The organism is Luteolibacter sp. (assembly GCF_039920825.1).
Lineage (GTDB): Bacteria > Verrucomicrobiota > Verrucomicrobiia > Verrucomicrobiales > Akkermansiaceae > Luteolibacter.
This window is the reverse complement of the sequence record NZ_JBDSCX010000084.1, coordinates 177,610-197,976: the sequence shown is the minus strand read 5'-3', so window position 1 is coordinate 197,976 and position 20,367 is coordinate 177,610. Positions and strand designations below refer to the sequence as shown.

Genomic DNA, 20,367 nt, shown 5'->3' with positions numbered 1-20,367 from the left:
TCATCGAACCTTTGGACCTTCGGCCACCCATGCGTGTTGCAGCACTCACGGGTTCCGCGAGGGACGTTGAACTAACCATTGCGGTCTGCCCAGCGCCGGTTGCTGAATGACTTCATACCGTCAGGATGGACACAGATGAGATGGACAAAAGAGGCAGATACCATCAAGATGGGGATGAGTGAGGGACAAATGCGGGAAATTCACGTCTTAAACCTCACTTCCATCTGCGTCCATCCTGTTCATTTGACGAAGGTTTTGAACCAGTCAGTTCGTCCATGTCCGCTGCGCTTCCATTGTGGTTCAATTTTTGAAATGTAGATGCCCTGTCTCGGAAGAAGTGGAGAGTTGTCCTGCTCATGGGTTTCTCCACGCTCGGGTCTGGATTTCCTCCATTTGGGCGTCTCTGGGGAGGTAATTGACCCCTCCGTGCAAATAGCGCGAAGGGGTATCTCCAGCTGGAAAACACTCGACATCAAGCCGTCCAAATCGATAGCTTGCGAGGCGTCGTGATCGCGCGGAAAAGTGATAGAAGCGGGACGGTTCCACTCATTCAAGCCGAACGAAGGGTGAAATTTCGTCCGTAGGCACACGACTTTGTTTGAACCTGAAACAGTCCCTTTTCTCCCGGCCTCCAGTCATCCCCATCCCATGAATACCTATTTTCGCCCCGCATGCGTCGCTGCCAAACTGGCCTCGTTGATCTTCCTCACATCAGTCGCCGCTCACCCTGCGGCCTACGACATCACCGACCTCGGCACATTGGGCGGGACTAACAGCTACCCCGCCGCGATCAATGCCAGCGGAAAGGTGGTCGGCAATGCCAACACCTCGGGTGGCGACATTCATCCGGTGCTGTTCAGCGGCACCGGAAGTGGAAACAAGGATTTGGGCACGCTGGGTGGAACAACCGGCTACGCCTACGGAATCAATGCTTCAGGCCAGATCGTTGGCGATTCCACCGGCGTTGACGGGATTTTCCGCGCCACGCTCTTTAGCGGCACAGGAACTGGAAACAAGGATCTCGGGACACTCGGGGGAACTAGCAGTATCGCATTCGGGATCAACGACTCCGCCCAGATCGTTGGCTATGCCTCCACCGCAAGCGATTTCCACGCGACTCTGTTCAGCGGCACCGGCACCGGAAACACGGACCTCGGTACGTTGGGTGGGGCCACGAGCTATGCCTATGCGATCAACAACGCCGGGAAAATCGTGGGCAAAGCCTATACCACGGGTGGCGCAAGTTTACATGCGACCGCGTTCAGCGGCACCGGGAGTGGCAACAAGGATCTCGGCACGCTGACCGGGCCCTACAGCACAGCCCTGGCGATCAATCGCACGGGAACGATCGCCGGCGACGGCACGATCTCGGGCGGCGCTTACCACGTCATTCAATTCAGCGGAACCGGGTCTGGAAATTCGGACCTCGGATCGCTTGGCGGGTTCGATTGCTACGGCAGGGCGATCAACGGTGCCGGCCAGATTGTCGGGAGTTCACAGACGGCGGAGGGCAGCGCCTATCATGGGTTCCTCAAGACACCGGGCAAGGCCATGGTGGACCTCAATACACTCATCGATCCCGCCTCGGGATGGGTGGTGACCGATGCGGCAGGCATCAACGCCAGCGGACAGATCGCCGCCACCGGCACGAAAGCGGGCAAGACGCATGCTCTGTTGCTATCACCTCACCTGGCTGCCCCGACCGTGAAGATCACCGGCAAAAAAACCGTGGAAACCGACAAGAGTGTGCTGTTGATCAAGGGCACGACCACGGGCAAGGCGACATCGGTGAGCTATCGGATAGGCGAGAAGGGTTCCTTCAAGGCGGCCAAGGGCACTCCGGCCAAATGGAAATTCAACGCCGCACTCAAGCCCGGCAAGAACGTGATTTACGTGCTCGCCAAAGGACCCGGCGGCCAGTCGAAACTTGCGAAGGTGACAGTGACCCGCAAGTAGAGGCAGGGTGGCGGGCTGGAGTTACGAAGGACCACGAATGCCCCTTTTTCCTATGCGCCCTGCGTGGCGACGGTTCCGGAGCGGCCGTTGATTTCGGCCATGACGAGTGGTTGGACCGGCACCGTGTCGCGGCGGGCGAGGAATTCTTCGGCAAGGTCATCCATGCGGACGAAGCGCACGCCTTTTTCCGTGAAGGCAGCGAGAAGCTCGCGGAATAGCGGGCGCTTCATCATGCCCTCGATCTCGGCGTGGATCGTCAGGATGTTAGGTTGATCCGTCTTCAGCAGGCTGACGTAGTGTGCGACGATTTTTTCATCGGGAAACTCCGGTCGGCCGAGCAACTCGTCGAAGGTCGGGAGGGTGCTCGGAATCTCCAGTGTCTTGAAAACGCGTCCGTTGATTTCCGGGAAAAACGCGGATTCACCGCGGGTGTCGCTGGCGTATAACAGATTTGCCTCGTCGTAAACCTGGCGGCTGGCGGCGGTCGCCTGCCAACCGGGAGCTCCGGCGGTGAGCGCGTCGCAGCCGAAGATCCGGCGGTATTCATCAAGGGCATGGCCGAACTCCTCGCGGGTTTCGTCGAGCGTCATTTTAAACAGATAGTCCTGCCATTTGAAATGATCGTGGCAGTGGATGCCGGTTTCAAATCCCGCATCGCGCACGCGCCGCATCACATCCGCATGACGCCTGCCGATGTGTGGAGCGGGCAGCAGCGTGCCATTGAGCAGCGTGCGGATGCCATACATTTGGACCACGCTGGTGCGACTGACTTTTTGGAAAAAGCCCGGCCGAAAAACCCGGCGGATCGCCTTGCCGGTGTTGTCCGGTCCCAGCGAAAACAGGAAACTCGCCGGCGCGGCGAATTCTTCCAGCAAGCCTTGCAGCGCGGGCACGCCTTCCCGCGTGCCGCGATCGGTATCCACATCGACTTTCAGCGCGACGATCATGATTCTCCGCCGAGGTCGTATTCCGTCTGCCGGAGATGATAGTCCAGCGTGTAACGGATGGCGGTTTTCAGATCCACCTTGGGTTCCCAGCCGAGCGCTTCCTTCGCGGCATCGATCGACGGCACCCGGGTGTGGATGTCCTGATAGTATTTACCGAAGTATTCCATCGATGAAACGGTGACCACCTGGGCAGTCTCCGCATGGTCCACGTATTCGGGATATTCCTTGAATGCCTCGATGATGATCTTCGCGAGGTCGGCGACGGAAACGTTGTTAGCGGGGTTGCCGATATTGAAGATTTTCTGCGAGGCCGCGCCGTCCTTGTTTTCGATGATGCGCAGCAGGCAGTCCACGCCGTCTTCGATGAACGTGAACGAACGGCTTTGCGAACCACCATCGACGAGCTGGATCGGCTTGCGGAAAATCACGTTGCTAATGAACTGCGTGAAAAGCCGCGAGCTGCCCTCCTTCGGCTCCAGCACGTTGTCCAGCTTCGGCCCGATCCAGTTGAATGGGCGGAACAAGGTGTAGTCGAGATTGTCACGGACCCCGTAGGCGTAGATCACGCGGTCGAGGAGTTGCTTGGAAGCGGCGTAAATCCAGCGCTGCTTGTCGATCGGACCGTAAACCAACGGGCTGGTCGCTTCATCGAGCACCTCATCCGGCGACATGCCGTAAACTTCGGACGTCGATGGGAAAACAAGGCGCTTCTTGTATTTCACGCACTGGCGGGCGATCTCGAGGTTGGCCTCGAAATCGAGCTCGAACACATCGAGCGGCCGCTTCACATACTGCGTGGGATTCGCGATGGCCACCAGCGGGATGACCACGTCGCACTTCTTGATGTGATAGGCGATCCACTCGCGGTTGATCGTGATGTCGCCTTCGACGAAATGGAACCGCTCGTGTCCTAACAAATGGGTGAGCTTGTGGTCGCCGACGTCCATGCCGAAAACCTCCCAGTCTTTCTGGCTGAGGATCGTGTCGATCAGGCTGCTGCCGATGAAGCCGTTGGCTCCGAGGATGAGAACTTTGAGAGGCATGTGTGACATGGATTATTTTGTTAGAGTATGGAGCCCGCCGCGGGTGACGGGGCGGGGGAGCCGCGCCATTCGGTGCGGGTGAGGTTGAGCGCGCCGTCGCCGGTGGCGACGACGAAGGGATCAAGCGTGAGGATTTCGCCGGGCCTGCCGGATTGGCCGGACGAGGGTTCCGCCCACCAGACCATGAGCCGGGCTCCACCGGATTCGGTGAAGGCTCCGGGATACGGATCGGTGACAGCGCGGATCAGGTTGAAGATTTCCGCGGACGTCCGGGTCCAGTCGATGCGGCCGTCTTCGGGTTTCCGTCCGCCGAAATAGGTGGCGGCGGATTCGTCCTGCGGGGTTTCTACGGCAGTGCCTGATAGAAGATGGTCGATCTGCCGGGTGAGCACGGTGGCGGCGCAGGGCAGGACCTTGCGGAATGCCTGCTCGGCGGTATCGACCGGAGAAATGTCCACGCCTTCCTGATCGACGACGTCGCCGGCGTCGGCGCGTTTCACCATGCGGTGCAGCGTCATGCCGATGTGCGGCTCGCCATGGAGGACTGCCCAGTTGATCGGCGCGCGGCCGCGGTATTTTGGCAAAAGCGAGCCGTGCATGTTGAACGCTCCCAGCGGCGGGATGTCGAGAATCCGCTGGCCGATCATGTGCCGGTAGTAAACGGATAGAATGAGGTCCGGCTTCATTTCCTCGATTTTCGCAACCCATTCCGGAGTGTTTACCGAGTCCGGGGTGAAAACGGGAATCCTATGCTCGCGGGCCGCGATGGCAGGCGTCTTGAACCAGATTTTCTCATCCGGACTGTCCTCGTGGGTGATCAGTCCAATGACGTTGTCACCGCGTTTCAAGAGCAGGTCGAGACAGGCGAAGCCGACTTCGCTGTAGCCGAAAAAAAGGATGCGTGGCCGGTTCATTCGCTTGCTTCAAGGATATGGCTGATTTGATAGCGGGCGCGTTTTCTGACAACCTGATAGGTCCGCCCCATGTATTCCCCGATCAGGCCGATGCCGACCATGCAGACACTGATGAGGAAGAACAGGATGCCGAACAACGTGAAGATTCCGCCTTCCTCCGGGCCGATGATCAGACGGCGGGTGCCAAGGATGATCACCAGCAGGAACGAGAAGCCCGAGCAGAACATCGCGAAGATCGTGAAGAGCTGCAGCGGCGCGGTGGTGAAATAGGTGATCAGGTCGAAGTTCAGCCGGATCAGCGAATAGAGCGAATAGTTGGATGTGCCCGCATGGCGTTCCTCGTGGGCGACGGGGACTTCGGTTGCTTTCCGGGCAAGGCTGTAGGCGAGCGCGGGGATGAAGGTGTTCACGGCGCCGCTGCGGACGATCCCATCAACGACGGCCCTCGAATAGGCGCGGAGCATGCAGCCCTGGTCGGACATGCGGATGTTGGTCGTGCGGCTGCGGATCCAGTTGATGAGTTTGGAAATGTAGCGGCGGAAAAAGCTGTCCTGACGATTCTGTCTAACTCCTCCGACGCAGTCATAGCCTTCGTCCGTCTTGGCGAGCAGCTTAGGGATCTCCTCGGGCGGATTCTGCAAATCGGCGTCGAGCGTGACAATCACCTTGCCGCGGACGCGTTCAAGAGCGGCCATGACCGCCATGTGCTGGCCGTAGTTCGATTTGAATTCGATGACCCGCGTCACGTCCGGCCGGGCGGCGTACTGAGCGGCTAACAATTCACCGGATTGATCCGCGCTGCCGTCGTTGGTGAAAAGAATTTCATAGCTCCGGCCAAGGGCGTCGAGCACCGGATAGAGTCGGGCGAACAGCGTCGGAAGATTGCCCTGCTCGTTATAAACGGGGATCACCACGGACAGGCTGATGGATTCAGAATTGCTCATTGGAAGGATTTCAAGACCCGGATGAGAGTGGAGACTACCCGTTCAACTTCGGCGGGAGTCATCGTCGGGAAAAGCGGAAGCGTGAGGATTTTGCGGCCCGCGAGTTCCGCATGTGGGAAATCACCGTCCTTCCACCCCGCCGCGCGGTAAAGCGTGAAGAGGTGGATCGCCGGGTAGTGGACACCGGTGGAAACTCCTTCCGAGGACATTTTTTCCATGACCTGTGCTCGAGTCGGTGAGTTCGCCGTTTCCGGGAGGACCACTTGAAACATATGCCAGTTGGATTGTTCGAAATCGGCGACCGGCAGGCCGAGTCCCAGCGCGTGGACCTCGGGGCAGTCCAGCAGTTTGAAATACTCCCGCACAAGCTCGCGGCGGATCCGGGTGAATTCGTCGAGATGCGGGAGTTGGCCGAGACCGACCCGTGCGGCGACGTCGGTTAGGTTAAATTTTCCGCCGGCGATTTCGACGTCCATGCCGTCAACGCCGGAGCGGACGACGCCTTGGAGGCGGTATTGTTCGGCGAGTTTCGCATCGCCCTCCTCGGTCATGACCAGGCAGCCGCCTTCGATCGAAGTCAGGTTCTTGTTAGGATGGAAACTGAATGAAACGAGATCGCCGAAAGAGCCGATCAGACGGCCCTTCCAGGTGCTTCCCATCGATTGCGCGGCGTCCTCGATGACGCGAAGGCCGTGGCGGTTGGCGATATCGTAAAGCTTGTCACGATCCACCGGCAGTCCGGCGAGATCGACCGGCAGGATCGCCTTGGTGGCCGGAGTGATGGCGGCTTCGACGGCGGCAAGATCGATGTTTCGGGTGACCGGATCGATGTCCACGAACACCGGCCGCGCGCCGACCGTTAGGGCGACGTTGCTGGTGGCGACCCATGAAAGCGGAGTGGTGATGACCTCGTCTCCGGGACCAACACCGGCGAGGCGCAGGGCTACCTCCAAAGTGGCCGTTCCCGAATTGAAAACGCGCACCGGCCGCCCGCCGAAAAGCGTGGAAAGCTCGGCCTCGAACTTCCGCGCGTTCGGCCCCGTGGTAATCCATCCCGAACGCAGAACCTCGCACACTCCGGCGATGGTTTCCTCGTCGATGGTCGGGCGGGTGATCGGGATCACGGGAAGATTTGAAGAAGAATCGCTCACGGCTATTTGGGATCGGTTCGCTTGATTAGGACAAAACGATCTGATTTGTCCATGATCTCGTATGACAGTTTGAGGTCGCCGAACCACCGTTCGAAGGAGCTTTCCCGAATCAGCGCGTAGGCATCACCGGATTGCTTCCATTGATCGGCAAATGCGTCGCGGTCCAGAAAGCGCGAGGAGGTAATTTTCGGTTCGGCGTTGATCCCATAGCTGAGCTCGCCCTCGGATTCCACAACGCTGACGAGTCGCCCGAGATACGGGGGCAAATCCTGACCATAGAATCCCACGCAATACACGCGGTCCTCGGGCTTCAGGATGGGTTTCAGAATCATGGCGAATCGTTTGGTGGAGGCTTTGTCAAAAGACCCCGCCCCGAAACTCAGGGCCAGCAGGAAGATCGCGCTGGACGTCGCGACGGAGCCAATCATGAGTCGCGGATTGTTACGGCGCAAGCCAAGGAATGCCGCCGCCGCGCCACATAGCAGGGTGAGGCCTCCCGTGACTCGAAGGACTGGCAAATAGGCCGCCAACTCGGGTTGGTTTTTCGGCGTAGGAACCACAAAGGCGGCAATTCCCATCAGCAAGGCCGCCACCGCGAATGCCATCGTTGCCGGACGGCATTTCCCGTCAAATTTCCCCTCCCACACCGAGGAAAGGTAGCGGCCCAGTAAGACCGCGCATGCGGGAAACACCGGCAGGATATACGGCACGAGCTTTGATTGGGATTTCGAAAAGAACAGGATGATGAATACCGTCCAGATCACGAAGAACCATGCGTCTGCGTGCTCTTTCCGGAGTTTCCAACCTCCTGGCAGTGATGATTTCAGGGTCCGTCCGGCGAAAAACACCCATGGGAACAGCCCGCCAATGAAGATGGGAATGAAAAACCACCATGGCTCGTAGCGACCGTGGATCGTGGTGGTGAAGCGCAGCCAGTGTTCGTGATAGAAATAGAAGTTCAGGAAATCCGGATTCGCCTTTGCCGCGAGAACGTGCCACGGGGCCGCGATGGCTAACAGCACTACGGTTCCCACCACCGGATAGAAAGGCCACAGCGTGCGCCACCGGTTCAACAGCAAAACCCAGAGAAAAATCACCGCGCCCGGAAGCGCGATGCCGATCAGACCCTTCGACAGCGTCGCGAGGGCCATCATGACGTAGAAAACCATGAACAGCGCGAACCGCCGTTTTCCGCGAGGCTCCCGCATCGCCACGATGAACGCGAACAGCGCCCCGCTCATGGTCACCGCCACCGCCATATCCAGCAGCATGATCTGACTGAGACCATAGTAGTAAATCGTGGTTGAAAGTACCACGGCCGACCAGATCCCGGCTCCCCGACCATACAAGGCGCGGGCGGCGGCGTAGGTCATCAGCACTCCGAACAACGAGAAAATCCCGCCCCACAGCCGGGCGGTGAATTCATTCACGCCGAATTCCCGGAACGTCAGCGCCGATAGCCAATAAACGAGCGGCGGTTTTTCGAAATATTTCACTCCGTCCAGGCGCGGCGTCACGAAATCGCCGGTCACTGCCATTTCCCGGGGAATTTCCGTGTAGCGGCCCTCGTCGGGATTACTCAGCGGTCTCATTCCGAGCAAAGCGCAAAACCAAAGCCCGCCGAGGATCGTAATCACCGTGAGGTCTCTCAGCCATGAGGATTCGGGGGGGCCGGACGACGAAAGGGGGGGGCTGGAAATCGGTAGGGAGGGCATTGGGATGGTATCCGACTCTTTCAGATCGAAAATGAGAATAGGGTGAGAATGGCTTCAAATACAGCCAGTCGCATCGGTTCCACGTATTTGCTGGGCAGCCGTCAAGCAAGCTCCGGGTCACGATTTACTGGTTTTCCACGCGAGAACCACAGCTCCGGACACGATCAGAAGGCCCCCGAGCAGATGTTGCAGGGTCATCTTTTCCTTCAGAAACACCGCCGCCAGCACGATTACGAAAACCACGCTGAGCTTGTCGATCGGGGCCACGCGCGAGGCGTCCCCCAGTTGCAGAGCGCGAAAATAACATAGCCACGAGAGCCCTGTCGCGATTCCCGACAGGATAAGAAAAAGCCAGGTACGCCCCGGGAAATCCAAAATCACTGCCGGTTTCGTAGTCACGAATGCGATTGCCCAGGCGAAAATCAGAATCACCGCCGTGCGGACGGCAGTGGCGAGATTCGAGTCCACCCCGGTCACCCCGATTTTTGCCAGGATCGCCGTCAGACCTGCGAAAAATGCGGAGAGCAGCGACCAGTGGATCCAGTTCATGGTCGGAGCATCGTCGGTCGGTCACCGAAAATCAACCACCGCCGGGCATTCCTTATTTCACCTCGGCCGGTTGTTCCGGTGTGATCGGTGGAGCTGATTTCTTGATCGTCCGCACGGCGAACGCAATTAGGGAAATGAGAACGATTGCTCCGATGAGGCTGTAAACCTCCGTGTGGCTTTGTGAAAATCCCCGATGGGCCAGCACCTTCCAGAGCTGGATGAACGCGAGAATGGTTAGCGTGGAAGACATCGTGGAGTAGTCCTTGTAGAGGACTTTTTTCCAATCGAATTTCATGCCCGCAGTGGCCTCACTAATTTTCGAAAGTTTGGGCATCCAGCGTGGCACGTCGCGGCAGTATTCGTCGTAGGCCGGGCCGAACTTGTCGCGCAGGTAGTATTCCTCCGCGGCGATGATGCATTCGTAGATGAACCAGAAAGACAGCACGCCGATCGCGAAACACGGATAGTTTCCGAACATCAGGAACTGGCCGGCGTAGATCAGCATGTTTCCGACATAGAGCGGATTCCGGCAGACGGAGAACATCCCTTCGGTGACCAGATTGGCGGCATAGACTTTTTTGTTGAGGCCGCCACGTTTGATGTAGGCAAGGCCGATAACGATGCCGCGGACCGCCAGACCTGATAGGGCGACTGCGACCGCGGCCAGATCCTGCAAAGGCTGCGGATATCCGTGGGTGGCCGGCGGCCGGAACAGCAGAAATAGCGCGAGGATGTAGAGTGGGAAAAGAAAGTTCCGATATTTGAACAGGAAGTTCCCGATGGAAATCATGATGGCTTTCATATTACTTGATGGCGATGATTCCGCAGAAGTTGTACCAGCGGAAGAAGACCTCCATGTTCTTGAAACCGGCCCGTCCCAGCAAGTCGAAGTTTTCCTCCATTCGATAGGGAATCAGCACGTTTTCGAGCGCCTCGCGCTTGTGTGCGATCTCGGTATTGGAGTAGCCGTTGCGCCGCTTGTAGTCGTAGTATTTCTCGATGAACAGCCGGTTGACCAGCGAATCCTCGGTCGTGAGTTTTTCGATCAGAATGATGCATCCGTTAGGAACCATGCCCTCACAGATCCGTTTCATGATGCGCTCGCGGTTGAGCGGGCGGACGAATTGCAAGGTCAGCAGCAGCGTCACCACGGAGGCGTTTTCGATCAACAGGTCGCGGTTGATGTCGCCGTATTCCAAGGTCAGCTCCCGGTTATGGCGCATGCCGTCGAGCTTGGACTCCGCCTTCGCCAGCATTTCCTCGGAATTGTCGATGCCCACGAACGACACGCCGGGATCGACGGACCGGTCGAGTTCGTGCAGCGTGGTCCCGGTGGAGCAGCCGATATCGTAGAGGCGTGTTCCCGGAAGGGCGAAGTAGCTGGCCAGTTCGGTGGTCATTCGCTGCATTTCGGCATAAAACGGCACCGAACGGGAAACCATGTCGTCGAAGACATTGACCACGCTGGCATCGAACTTGAAGTCGTTGCTCTTTGTGGCGGAATCTTCGAACAACTGGTCTTTTTCTGAATCGAGTTTGAGAGGAATCATGATTCGCTGGATCGGTTGGCGGTGGCCCGTGATGGCCAACACGCAACAGGAGTTATCAGGAAGGAGGTATCGGGATCAAGATGAGAATCTCATGAGGGGATCCCATTAAATTTGTCAGCTTTTCTCACGGGATTCGCATGAAAACTTCGCTACCCATCCGCGTTTGGTTGCAAAATTGATCAGGTCGAAGGCATTCGCCCAGGCGAAAACGAGAATCACCGCCTCGGGGACCACTTTCGTAAGATTCGAGTCCACCTCGGGAACTCCGATTTTTGCCCGAATCGTGGTCTGAGGTGAAAATACAGAGAACCGGGACCAGCGGATCCAGTTCATCGTCGGAGAGTGTTGGAAATCAAGGCGGGTGTTTCATCGCCGTTTCCGCGGGTAACAAAATATTCATCGCTCCGCACACCCTTTTGGAAGGGTCCGGCTGATATCATTTCTGCTGTTGCGAATTTCCGCACGAAATCAAAAACAAAACTCGACCCATGAAATACACCACTAGCTCCATCATCGCCAGCTTCGGATTCATCGCCGCCATCCCGCTTTTCGCGGCGGAGACGGAAACACCGGTCAAACTCGCCAGCCTGCCCGAAGTCGTCCAGAAGGCCATAGCCACGGTCGCCGGGACAGGCACAATCAAATCCGTCGCCACCGAAGTCGATGACGGGAAGACCAGCTATGAAGTCGTCGTCATGAACGGCAAACAAAAGCTCGAACACAAGTTTTCCCCGGACGGCAAACTGGTGGAAACGGAAGAGGCGACCGCCCTTGCCGACGTGCCGGCCGCTGTCCGCACGACCATCGAGGGTCGCGCTGGCGCTCATAAAATCCTCGAAGTCGTCCAAGTGACGGCGGACGGAAAAAAATTCTACGAAGCTGACATCCAGACTGAGAAGGGCACCGAAGAGGTGAAAGTCTCGCTCGCCGGAGAGTTCGTTTCCAGGGCGCTCGAACCTGCGGAACCCAAGGAGGACGCCGATGGAGACAAGGACGGCAACGAGGACGAGGAAAAGGAGAAATAATCCCGATTAAAGCTTCTGACACAACGCGGCACCGTCACCCGGTGCCGCGTTTTTTTGTGCCGCCACCATGGCGGAAACTGACAAATAATTTACCGCCGTCTTACCGTCCTATCATGATCGGTCTGCCATGATTTCTCCAGATTGCCTGAAATCATGCGAGTTCTGCTAGCCGAAGACCAGATCAAACTTGCCAGCTTCGTCCGTCAGGCGCTGACGGAAGCCGGCTTCACCGTGGACGTCGTTCACGATGGCGATGAGGCGCTGGAACTCGCCACCACCCGTCCTTACGACGGCTTGGTGCTGGATATCATGATGCCTGGGCGCGACGGGCTCAGCCTGCTGCGGCTGCTTCGCGGACGGCACATTGCCACGCCCGCGCTTTTTCTAACTGCCCGTGGCGAGGTTTCCGAACGGATCGAAGGACTCGAGCTCGGGGCCGACGACTATGTGGCCAAGCCATTCGACATGAGCGAACTCGTCGCCCGCGTGAAAGCCCTTGTCCGCCGGCGCGGCAGCGAGCTGGCCAGCGTCCTGAGGGTGGCGGATCTCACGATCGACCTGATGCGCCGCCACGTCACCCGCGGCAAGCGTCCGGTAGTCCTAACACCCCGGGAGTTCGCGCTGCTGGAATTTCTCGCCCGCACGCCGGGCCGGGTTGTTTCCAGAACCCAGATCATCGAGAAGGTGTGGGAATACCACTTCGATCCGGATACCAACGTGGTGGACGTTTATACGGGACGACTCAGGCGCAAGCTCAATGAGGGTGGCGAGGCCAATCTGCTGCACGCCGTCCGGGGCGTGGGCTACAAACTCGAAGCATTCGCATGAAACGCTGGTCGCTCGGGACGGAACTCAGACTGTGGTCGGCCCTGCTCGTCGCCGCCATCCTCCTCGTCGTGGGAAGCGGAGTGGCCATCTATCAGCAGCATCAGGAAATGTCGGAACTGGATCACCAGCTCCAGCTCATCGGCGACCATTTCCTCGCCGTCTATCGGAAGAACGGCGCGGACCCCGCATGGGTCACGCCGGAAGCGGTGGAAAACACCATTGCCGAAACCAGCGGCAGCGAATGGTTCATTGAGGTGGTGGATGCCGCCGGAAAGCCGCTCTACCGCTCGCATAGCCTCGCCGGTCTTTCGTTTTCGGGCGTCCTGCCCGGCCTCTCCGACTTCGATCTCGGCGAATCCGGCATCCGTGTGGGGGTGTTTTCCGATCAAGGTGTCACCCTTCGTCTGGGGATTGATCTCGATGATTTGAACGAGCTCAGTTCGAGTTTGCTGATCGCCGTCGCGATTGTCTTTCCGGGGATTCTGGCAATCATCTATTTCGGCGCGCGCTGGCTTGCCGCGCGCGCCCTGGCACCGGTGCGTGTTCTAACGGACGCTGCCGAGCGTGTTTCCGCCCGGAACCCCGGGGAACGATTGCCCGTGCTGCCGCCTGCGGACGAACTCGCCCGTCTGGCCACCGTTCTCAATGCCACATTCGATCGCCTCGCCGCGGCATTCAACCAAGCCACCCGCTTCAGCGCCGATGCTTCCCATGAGTTCCAGACTCCGATTGCGATCGCCCGCTCCGGGTTGGAGCGTTTGCTGGCTTCACCCTCCCTTGTCCCTTCCGACCGTGCCGATGCCGTCGAAGCCCTCGACCAATTGCGGCGCATCACCCACATCACCCGGACCCTGCTCGTCCTCTCGCGTGCCGATGCCGGCCAGTTGGGCCTCCAGCCGGTTGCGGGCCATCTCGTCGAACTTGTCACCGCTTGCGGCGAAGACGCGCGGGTACTGGCGGATACCCGGCTGATCTCCGTTTCGATTGAATGCCAGACTTCCGACGGTGCGTGTTTCGATCGGGAAGGCACCACGATCATCCTCCAGAACCTGCTGGAAAATGCGGTTAAATATAACATCGAAGGCGGCAGGATTATCGTCCGCGTCACGGAGAGCAATGGTTTCTGTTGGGTTGAAATCGCGAATACCGGTCCGTCCATTCCCGCCAGTCATCGTCCCAGGGTCTTCGACCGGTTTTTCCGTGCGGCGGATGTATCGTCCATCACCGGGCACGGCCTCGGATTGAGCATCGCCAGGGAGCTCGCACGCGCCCAGGGCGGGGACGTGGTGCTTCATGAGGATCAAGGCTCATTGACCGTGTTTATTCTCGCTTTGCCATCCGTGAGTGATGGAAACGGGAATCGAAAGCGTGAGGAAACGCCCCGTGTCACCAGTCACGACATGTCGGACAAGTCACCATCATTCTCACCATCGCCATTACCCATGGTTTCCCTAACAAGTAAAAAACAAACAATATGAATTATCTGATTCGTCTCTTCACCATTACGGGCTTCGCGCTGGCCGCTACCGGTAGCCTTCACGCGGATCTGGTTCTTGAAACCGAAACCGCCGAGCTGGGCGAGAAGGGCGATAGCCTCATCAGTGCGGCCCTCCAATTTGAACGGGACAAGGACGGCGGCACGGCCTATTTCACCGTCAACCAGTATGAATACGGAATTACCAGTCGCGCGGAAATCCTCATCGAGCCTTTCTTTTACGAGTGGGACCGGCCAAAGGACGGTCCTTCCTACAGCGGCGTCGGTGATCTGGAAATCACCCCGTCTTACATGATGGTGCTGGACGATCCCAACTCATGGGTTCCCGCGGCCGTCGCGGCTTTCAAGCTGAAGGTGCCCACCGCCACCAATCGTGATATCGGGACCGGCGAGTTCGACTATCAGCCTTATATCATCATCGGGAAAAAAATCGGCCCATGGATCTGCAATTGGAACATTGGTTATGACTTCGTTACCTCGACCAAGACCGAGGATCTCAAGGATCAGTTCATCTATGACTTTTCCATACAGAGAAACGTCACGGAGAATCTCGGCCTCTACGCTGAGGTCTTCGGGAACACGTCAGCCGTCAGTGGAGAAAATGGAACCTTCGGTGGGGCCATCGCCGCCGAGTACAAATTCAACGAGAACTGGAACGTTTACACCAGCCTCGGCTATGACACGGACAAGGTGATGACCCTGCGATCCGGGTTTAATTTCGAGTTCTGATGTCGTGGCGATTTCCGGAATACTTTCCAGCAATCTCTTTCGCTCATTGGATTCTCATGCGGCTTCCGTTAAACACCCGTTCTTGATCGTGACGTCGAAACCCAAAAAACCATCGCCGCCTGTTGAAATCCGGAGATTTCTGGCGATGGCGGTGTGCCTTCTGATCGCGGCGTGCCAGGCCTACGTTCCCAAGTCATTGGACCCACAAGCCACAGCGATCCACTTCGGGAAACGTCGGTTGGATGACCCGGAACTTCGCATGGCGATCGTTTCATCCGGTCACTGGAGCAACAAGCGGGCGTGGCCGCCCTCGCCATGGAAACTGCGCGAGCTGCAAGGAGCCGCTTTGTATTACCATCCGGAAATCGCCGTCGCGAAAGCGAAAGCCGCCACCGCCCGGGCCGGAATCCAGACCGCAGACACCGCTCCGAATCCGACGTTGTCGTTCGCTCCGGAACTCGGCAATCCCGGCGGCGGTGTCTCGCCGTGGGTGCTCGGATTCACCCTCGACTATCAGATCGAGACCGCTAACAAACGCGGGGAACGCACTGCACAGGCACAGGCCGCTTCGAACGCCGCCGCGCTTTCCATTGCCGATACGGCCTGGACTGTTTCCTCCGGCGTCCGCGCGGCTTTGCTGGAGTTGGAGACTGCCACCCGGCGTCTGGAAATCCTCGAAAGCCAGCGTGAAAATGACGACTCTCTTATCTCGATGGCTTCCGAACGCGTGAAAGCCGGCGAAGCGCCGCGCACCGATCTCGCCATCTATCAGACCCAGCAGAGCCGGAATTCGTTGGATCTCGCCGACGGGCGCAGCAAGCTCGACGCCGCCCGCGCGAAACTGGCCGACGCGCTCGGTGTCCCGGCCATTTCCATCAGCAACACGGCGGTGTCGTTCGGCGCGCTCGATCATTTTCCCGCGACTCCAACGGAACAGACTTTGAGAAAAGCCGCGTTGATTCGCCGCAGCGATATCCTCGGCGCGTTGGAAGATTATGCCGCCGCCGATGCGGGCTTGCGTTTGGAAATCGCCAAGCAAACGCCCGATCTTCATTTGAATCCCGGCTACACCTTCGACCAAGGACAGTCGAAGTGGGCGCTGGGTATCGGCCTAACACTTCCCGTCGATCGCAACGCCGGACCGATCCGCGAGGCCGTCGCCAAACGCGACGAGGCCGCCGCCGTTTTCGAGCGTTTGCAAATCGGCATCCGTGGCGAGCTCGATCAATCCCTCGCCGCGTATCATGCCGATCTCCAACGGCTGCGCGAGGTTGAGAGTCTGGTGACAACCCAATCCAAACAACTCGACGATGCCGAACATCTTGCGAAAGCCGGGGAAGGCGAACGCGTCGCGGAAAACACCGCCCGCTCGCTGGTGCTGCAGGCCAAGCTCGCCCGCATCGATGCCCTTGGCCAAGCCCAACAATCACTCGGCCGCTTGCAAGACAGCGCCCGCATTTCCTTCGATGAAAACTAAACTCCTGATACCCGTTCTCGCGTTGATCGCCGGAGGATTCTCATGCGCCGTCGAGGTGGATGCCGATGCCCAGAAATTGCTTGGATTGGAAACCGCGATTCTGGCGACCAAGACCCTGCCGCCCGAAGTTCCGGTATTTGGCGCAGTTCTATCACCCGCGCCGTTGATCGACCTTTTTCGCCAGATCGTTGCCGCGCAGGCGGTGATCGGAGTTTCCTCGGAGTCCTTGGAACGTGCGGAGAAACTGTTTGCTTCCGGCGAGCTTGTGGCACGGAAGGATGTCCAGGCGGCCCAAGCCCAACTGGCCCAGGACAAGGTCCTGATCCAAGCTCTTGAGGACCGGCTCAGTCTGGAATGGGGACAAACTTTTTCGAAGCTAACAGCACCTGACCGGGCCAAGCTGTTGGACGATTTGCTTCTGGGACGGCAGGCGCTCGTCCGGCTCTCGGTTTCGCGCGGCGAGCGTTTCGATGCGATGCCTTTGGCCGCCCGATTGCATTCCGCCGGAAACGAATTTGCGCCGCTTCGTTGCGGCCGGATCATCCCCGCACCGGCCGTTGATCCCGCTTTCCAAGGCCGGGCGTTTTTCGGACTGATTGAAACACCAGCGTCTCCGCTGGCTGCGGGACTCGCGCTCACCGGATCCCTGGAACTCAAAAGCGAGGAACAGCTTGCGGGAAAATTCGTACCGCAGAACACGGTGGTTTTCTATCTGGGCAAGGCGTGGATCTATCAGAAAAGTGGCGATGATCAATTCGAGCGGCTGGAAATTTCCACTCAAAATCCCATCGACGGCGGTTGGTTTGTGAACCTCGATCTTCTCACACCTCAGGAAGTTGTCACCAAGGGTGCGCAGTCGCTTCTTTCGAAGGAAACCCTCGGCCCGGCCGAAGAGGAGTGAACGCGCCATGTTAAGTTCGATCATCCAACAGTCCCTGCGTTTTCGCGGAGTGGTCGTCGTCGTCGCCACTCTCGTCATGGCGCTCGGCATCTATCAGACTTCAAGATCGTCGCTCGACGTCTTTCCGGATTTCGTTCCGCCGCAGGTGACGATCCAGACGGAAGTCCCTGGCCTCGCACCGGAGCAGGTGGAGAATCTGGTGACTTATCCAATCGAAGCGGCCGTCAGCGGCATCGCCCATCTGGACAACGTCCGTTCGGAGTCGATCCAGGGCCTCTCGGTGGTGACCGTGGTTTTCGAAGAGTCCTCCGACATCCTCGTTGACCGCCAACTGCTCGCCGAGCGCATGACCGAGGTGGCCGGCCATCTTCCCAAGGAGGCGAAGGCGCCCACGCTGTCGCCGTTGGTTTCATCGACGATGGATTTGCTGAAAATCGGTCTAACTTCCGACAGCGCCGGCGCCATGGAAATGCGGACGCTGGCCGACTGGCAGCTCAAGCCGCTGTTGCTCGCGGTGCCCGGCGTCGCCGATGTCAGCGTGGTAGGCGGCGAGGTCGAGCAAATGCGGATCAAGGTGGATCCCGAGCGATTGTTAGGTCTTCGGATCACCCTGGCCGACGTGCTCAAGGCCGCCGGTGAGGCCACCGGCATCCGCGGCGCGGGCTACATCGAGACCGCGAACCAGCGCCTGCTGGTAGCTGCCGAAGGGCAGTTCACCGATCCCGCGGTGCTCGGCGCGACAATCATCACCGGCAGTGGTGGCGATGCGATCCGGTTACGCGATGTGGCGGAAATCAGCCGAGCCGCGGCTCCTCGATTTGGTGACGCGCTAATCCAGGGGAAATCCGGCGTGCTGCTCGCGATGACCAGCCAATACGGCACCAACACCCTCGACGTGACGCGTCGTGTCGAAGCTGCGCTTGAGAATTTCAAACCGGCGCTGGAGAAACAGAAAATCACTCTTCATGGCAGCCTGCACCGGCCCGCGAATTTCATCGAAATCGCGCTCGGTCACATCGGTCACTCGCTGGCTATCGGCGCGGTGTTGGTGGTGATCGTGCTGTTGGTCTTCCTTCGCAGCCCCCGCACGGCGTTCATCTCTTTCCTTTCCATTCCGCTGTCGCTGTTAGCGTCGGTAATCGTTTTCCGTGCTTTCGGCGTGACCTTGAACACGATGACGCTCGGCGGCTTCGCGGTGGCCATCGGCGTGGTGGTGGATGACGCGATCATCGACGTGGAAAACATCGTCCGTCGCCTGCGGGAGAATGCCGCCGCGCCGATTCCGCTGTCCCATGCCAAGGTGATCCTCGATGCCTCCGTGGAAGTCCGCAGCGCGATTGTTTACGCCACGTTGATCGTCATCGCGGCGTTCCTGCCGGTGTTCATGCTGGGCGGGATCCAGGGCCGGTTTTTCCTGCCGCTCGGCCTCGCGTTCGTGATCGCGACGATTGCCTCGCTGCTGGTCGCCATCACGGTGACTCCGGCGCTGTGTTCGATTTTGTTAGGGAAATTGAAGGAGGATCGCGAGCCGTTTTATCTGCGCTGGATGAAATGGCTGCACTCCCACGGTCTCCGGGTGGTCGCCCGTTTTCCCAAGCTGACGTTCCTGCTGGCATTGATCATTCTCGGTGGCGTGCTCGCGTTGTTGCCGGGGCTCAAAACCGCGTTTCTCCCGGACTTCCGTGAGGGTCATTTCGTGTTGCAGCTTTCTTCCGTGCCGGGGACCTCGCTGGTGGAAATGTCGCGGCTGGGGATGTTGATTTCCAATGAGCTGTTAGCGGACCCGCGTGTTCTCAGTGTCGAGCAACAAGCGGGACGTTCCGAAGCCGGAGTCGATACCTGGGGGCCGGAGCGCTCCGAATTCCACATCGAACTCAAGCCCGGGATCGGCACGGATGAAGAGCAGGCGCAGGAAGATATCCGCACGCTGGTCGGGCGCTATCCCGGGGTCCAAACGGAAGTGCTCACGTTCCTCGGCGACCGCATCGGTGAAACCATCAGCGGTGAAACGGCGGAAGTGGTTCTCAGTTTGTATGGCGATGATCTCGATGCGTTGGAAAAGAGTGCGGGCGACGTCGCCGCGGTTCTTGGCAAGGTTGACGGAGCCTCCGACGTCATTGTCCAGTCCGCAACCGAGTCGCCACGGATGGTCGTCAGGCTGAAACCGGATGTATTAGGTGAACTTGGATTGCGCCCGGTGGAAGTCCTCGACGCATTGCAGGCCGCCTATCAGGGAACCGAGGTCGCGCAGCTTTACGAAGGAAGCCGGGTCATCCCGCTCGTCGTGACCGGTGGTGGCGACTCGTCCGACGTGGGCCGTCTGGGGGAGATGCCCCTCGTCACTTCCAATGGAGCGATCGTCCTGCTCCGCGATGTCGCCGATGTTTTCCCTGCTTCCGGGCGGGCGTCGATCCAACATGACGGTGGCCGCCGGCGTCAGGTGATCACCTGCAACACCCAGGGCCGCAGCGTCAATGAAGTGGTGGCGGATGCGAAGAAATCCGTTGCGGATCAGGTCGATCTGCCTGCGGGGATGCAGCTCGTTTTCACCGGAGCCGCCGAAGCCGAGGCCGAGGCGCATCGCAATCTGGCCGCTTCATCGACACTTGCGGTGGTGCTGGTCGTCCTTCTGTTATGGATCGTTTTCAAATCGGGAAGGAATGTCGCTTTGGTGATGGTGAATCTTCCGTTCGCGTTGATCGGCGGGATCCTCGCGTTGTTTGTCAGCCAGCTTCCGATTTCGTTAGGGGCGCTCGTCGGCATGGTCACATTGTTCGGCGTAAGCACCCGGAACGCAATCATGATGCTGTCCCACTACGAGCATCTTGTCACCGAAGATGGTGCGCCATGGACTTTGGAAACCGCCATCCGCGGCGCGGGCGAGCGGATGATTCCCGTGATGATGACCGCGATGGTCACGGCGCTCGCGCTGCTGCCGATCGCGCTCAAGCCGGAAGCCGCCGGTCAGGAAATCGAAGGTCCGATGGCCATCGTCATCCTGGGCGGACTGATCAGTTCGACTTTGCTGAATCTGCTGTTGCTGCCGGCGCTGGCGTTGAAGTTCGGGCGTTTCGGGCTGGCGGCGACCGATCCTGAAATCGAAACCGTAGCGAACTAACAACCATCATTCCGCGATCGACCTA

General features: G+C 58.8%; 18 protein-coding genes. 8 read left to right on the top strand and 10 right to left on the bottom strand.

What is annotated here, in order from left to right:
• Nucleotides 1-648: 648 nt before the first annotated feature.
• The gene (locus ABIQ96_RS24770; RefSeq protein ID WP_348217341.1) at nucleotides 649-1,956 is read left to right on the top strand and encodes a hypothetical protein; all 1,308 of its coding nucleotides are present in this window, start codon (nucleotides 649-651) and stop codon (nucleotides 1,954-1,956) included.
• Between the two features lie 50 nt (nucleotides 1,957-2,006).
• On the opposite strand, the gene ABIQ96_RS24765 is transcribed toward ABIQ96_RS24770, so the two are convergent.
• From ABIQ96_RS24765 to ABIQ96_RS24720, 10 genes are all read right to left on the bottom strand, one after another.
• Nucleotides 2,007-2,903, bottom strand: a complete 897-nt coding sequence (locus ABIQ96_RS24765) for a 4-deoxy-4-formamido-L-arabinose-phosphoundecaprenol deformylase (RefSeq protein ID WP_348217340.1) — start codon at nucleotides 2,901-2,903, stop codon at nucleotides 2,007-2,009.
• Nucleotides 2,900-3,946 carry a bifunctional UDP-4-keto-pentose/UDP-xylose synthase gene (locus tag ABIQ96_RS24760; RefSeq protein ID WP_348217345.1) on the bottom strand — a complete coding sequence of 349 codons (1,047 nt, stop codon included), beginning with the start codon at nucleotides 3,944-3,946 and terminating at the stop codon, nucleotides 2,900-2,902. The genes ABIQ96_RS24765 and ABIQ96_RS24760 overlap by 4 nt, the downstream gene beginning before the upstream one ends.
• A 20-nt stretch (nucleotides 3,947-3,966) precedes the next feature.
• Nucleotides 3,967-4,860, bottom strand: coding sequence for a formyltransferase (locus ABIQ96_RS24755; RefSeq protein ID WP_348217339.1), 894 nt, complete (start codon nucleotides 4,858-4,860; stop codon nucleotides 3,967-3,969).
• Nucleotides 4,857-5,804 (bottom strand): glycosyltransferase, encoded by a 948-nt coding sequence (locus tag ABIQ96_RS24750; RefSeq protein WP_348217338.1) that lies wholly within the window; start codon nucleotides 5,802-5,804, stop codon nucleotides 4,857-4,859. The genes ABIQ96_RS24755 and ABIQ96_RS24750 overlap by 4 nt, the downstream gene beginning before the upstream one ends.
• Nucleotides 5,801-6,955 carry a DegT/DnrJ/EryC1/StrS aminotransferase family protein gene (locus tag ABIQ96_RS24745; protein ID WP_348217337.1) on the bottom strand — a complete coding sequence of 385 codons (1,155 nt, stop codon included), beginning with the start codon at nucleotides 6,953-6,955 and terminating at the stop codon, nucleotides 5,801-5,803. Before ABIQ96_RS24745 ends, ABIQ96_RS24750 begins: the two co-directional genes overlap by 4 nt.
• Before the next feature lie 2 nt (nucleotides 6,956-6,957).
• On the bottom strand, nucleotides 6,958-8,670 hold the full coding sequence (locus tag ABIQ96_RS24740) for a glycosyltransferase family 39 protein (RefSeq protein ID WP_348217336.1): 1,713 nt from the start codon (nucleotides 8,668-8,670) through the stop codon (nucleotides 6,958-6,960).
• 117 nt (nucleotides 8,671-8,787) lie between these two features.
• Nucleotides 8,788-9,219 carry an EamA family transporter gene (locus tag ABIQ96_RS24735; RefSeq protein WP_348217335.1) on the bottom strand — a complete coding sequence of 144 codons (432 nt, stop codon included), beginning with the start codon at nucleotides 9,217-9,219 and terminating at the stop codon, nucleotides 8,788-8,790.
• Between the two features lie 52 nt (nucleotides 9,220-9,271).
• Entirely contained in the window at nucleotides 9,272-10,021 is a 750-nt protein-coding gene (locus ABIQ96_RS24730; protein ID WP_348217334.1) for an isoprenylcysteine carboxylmethyltransferase family protein, read from the bottom strand.
• Nucleotide 10,022: 1 nt separating this feature from the next.
• The gene (gene cmoA, locus ABIQ96_RS24725; protein ID WP_348217333.1) at nucleotides 10,023-10,769 is read right to left on the bottom strand and encodes a carboxy-S-adenosyl-L-methionine synthase CmoA; all 747 of its coding nucleotides are present in this window, start codon (nucleotides 10,767-10,769) and stop codon (nucleotides 10,023-10,025) included.
• A 114-nt stretch (nucleotides 10,770-10,883) separates the two neighbouring features.
• The gene (locus ABIQ96_RS24720; protein WP_348217332.1) at nucleotides 10,884-11,102 is read right to left on the bottom strand and encodes a hypothetical protein; all 219 of its coding nucleotides are present in this window, start codon (nucleotides 11,100-11,102) and stop codon (nucleotides 10,884-10,886) included.
• A gap of 155 nt (nucleotides 11,103-11,257) precedes the next feature.
• Between ABIQ96_RS24720 and ABIQ96_RS24715 the strand changes: the two genes are divergently transcribed.
• The 7 genes from ABIQ96_RS24715 to ABIQ96_RS24685 all read left to right on the top strand — a co-directional run bounded on the left by ABIQ96_RS24715 (nucleotide 11,258) and on the right by ABIQ96_RS24685 (nucleotide 20,342).
• Nucleotides 11,258-11,794, top strand: coding sequence for a PepSY-like domain-containing protein (locus tag ABIQ96_RS24715; protein WP_348217331.1), 537 nt, complete (start codon nucleotides 11,258-11,260; stop codon nucleotides 11,792-11,794).
• Nucleotides 11,795-11,947: 153 nt separating this feature from the next.
• Nucleotides 11,948-12,622, top strand: a complete 675-nt coding sequence (locus tag ABIQ96_RS24710) for a response regulator transcription factor (RefSeq protein ID WP_348217330.1) — start codon at nucleotides 11,948-11,950, stop codon at nucleotides 12,620-12,622.
• On the top strand, nucleotides 12,619-14,100 hold the full coding sequence (locus ABIQ96_RS24705) for an ATP-binding protein (RefSeq protein ID WP_348217329.1): 1,482 nt from the start codon (nucleotides 12,619-12,621) through the stop codon (nucleotides 14,098-14,100). Before ABIQ96_RS24710 ends, ABIQ96_RS24705 begins: the two co-directional genes overlap by 4 nt.
• The gene (locus tag ABIQ96_RS24700) at nucleotides 14,097-14,846 is read left to right on the top strand and encodes a transporter (RefSeq protein WP_348217328.1); all 750 of its coding nucleotides are present in this window, start codon (nucleotides 14,097-14,099) and stop codon (nucleotides 14,844-14,846) included. Before ABIQ96_RS24705 ends, ABIQ96_RS24700 begins: the two co-directional genes overlap by 4 nt.
• A gap of 88 nt (nucleotides 14,847-14,934) precedes the next feature.
• On the top strand, nucleotides 14,935-16,323 hold the full coding sequence (locus ABIQ96_RS24695; protein ID WP_348217327.1) for a TolC family protein: 1,389 nt from the start codon (nucleotides 14,935-14,937) through the stop codon (nucleotides 16,321-16,323).
• Nucleotides 16,313-17,224, top strand: a complete 912-nt coding sequence (locus tag ABIQ96_RS24690; protein WP_348217326.1) for a hypothetical protein — start codon at nucleotides 16,313-16,315, stop codon at nucleotides 17,222-17,224. The genes ABIQ96_RS24695 and ABIQ96_RS24690 overlap by 11 nt, the downstream gene beginning before the upstream one ends.
• A gap of 7 nt (nucleotides 17,225-17,231) precedes the next feature.
• The gene (locus ABIQ96_RS24685) at nucleotides 17,232-20,342 is read left to right on the top strand and encodes an efflux RND transporter permease subunit (protein WP_348217325.1); all 3,111 of its coding nucleotides are present in this window, start codon (nucleotides 17,232-17,234) and stop codon (nucleotides 20,340-20,342) included.
• The last annotated feature ends 25 nt before the right edge of the window (nucleotides 20,343-20,367 follow it).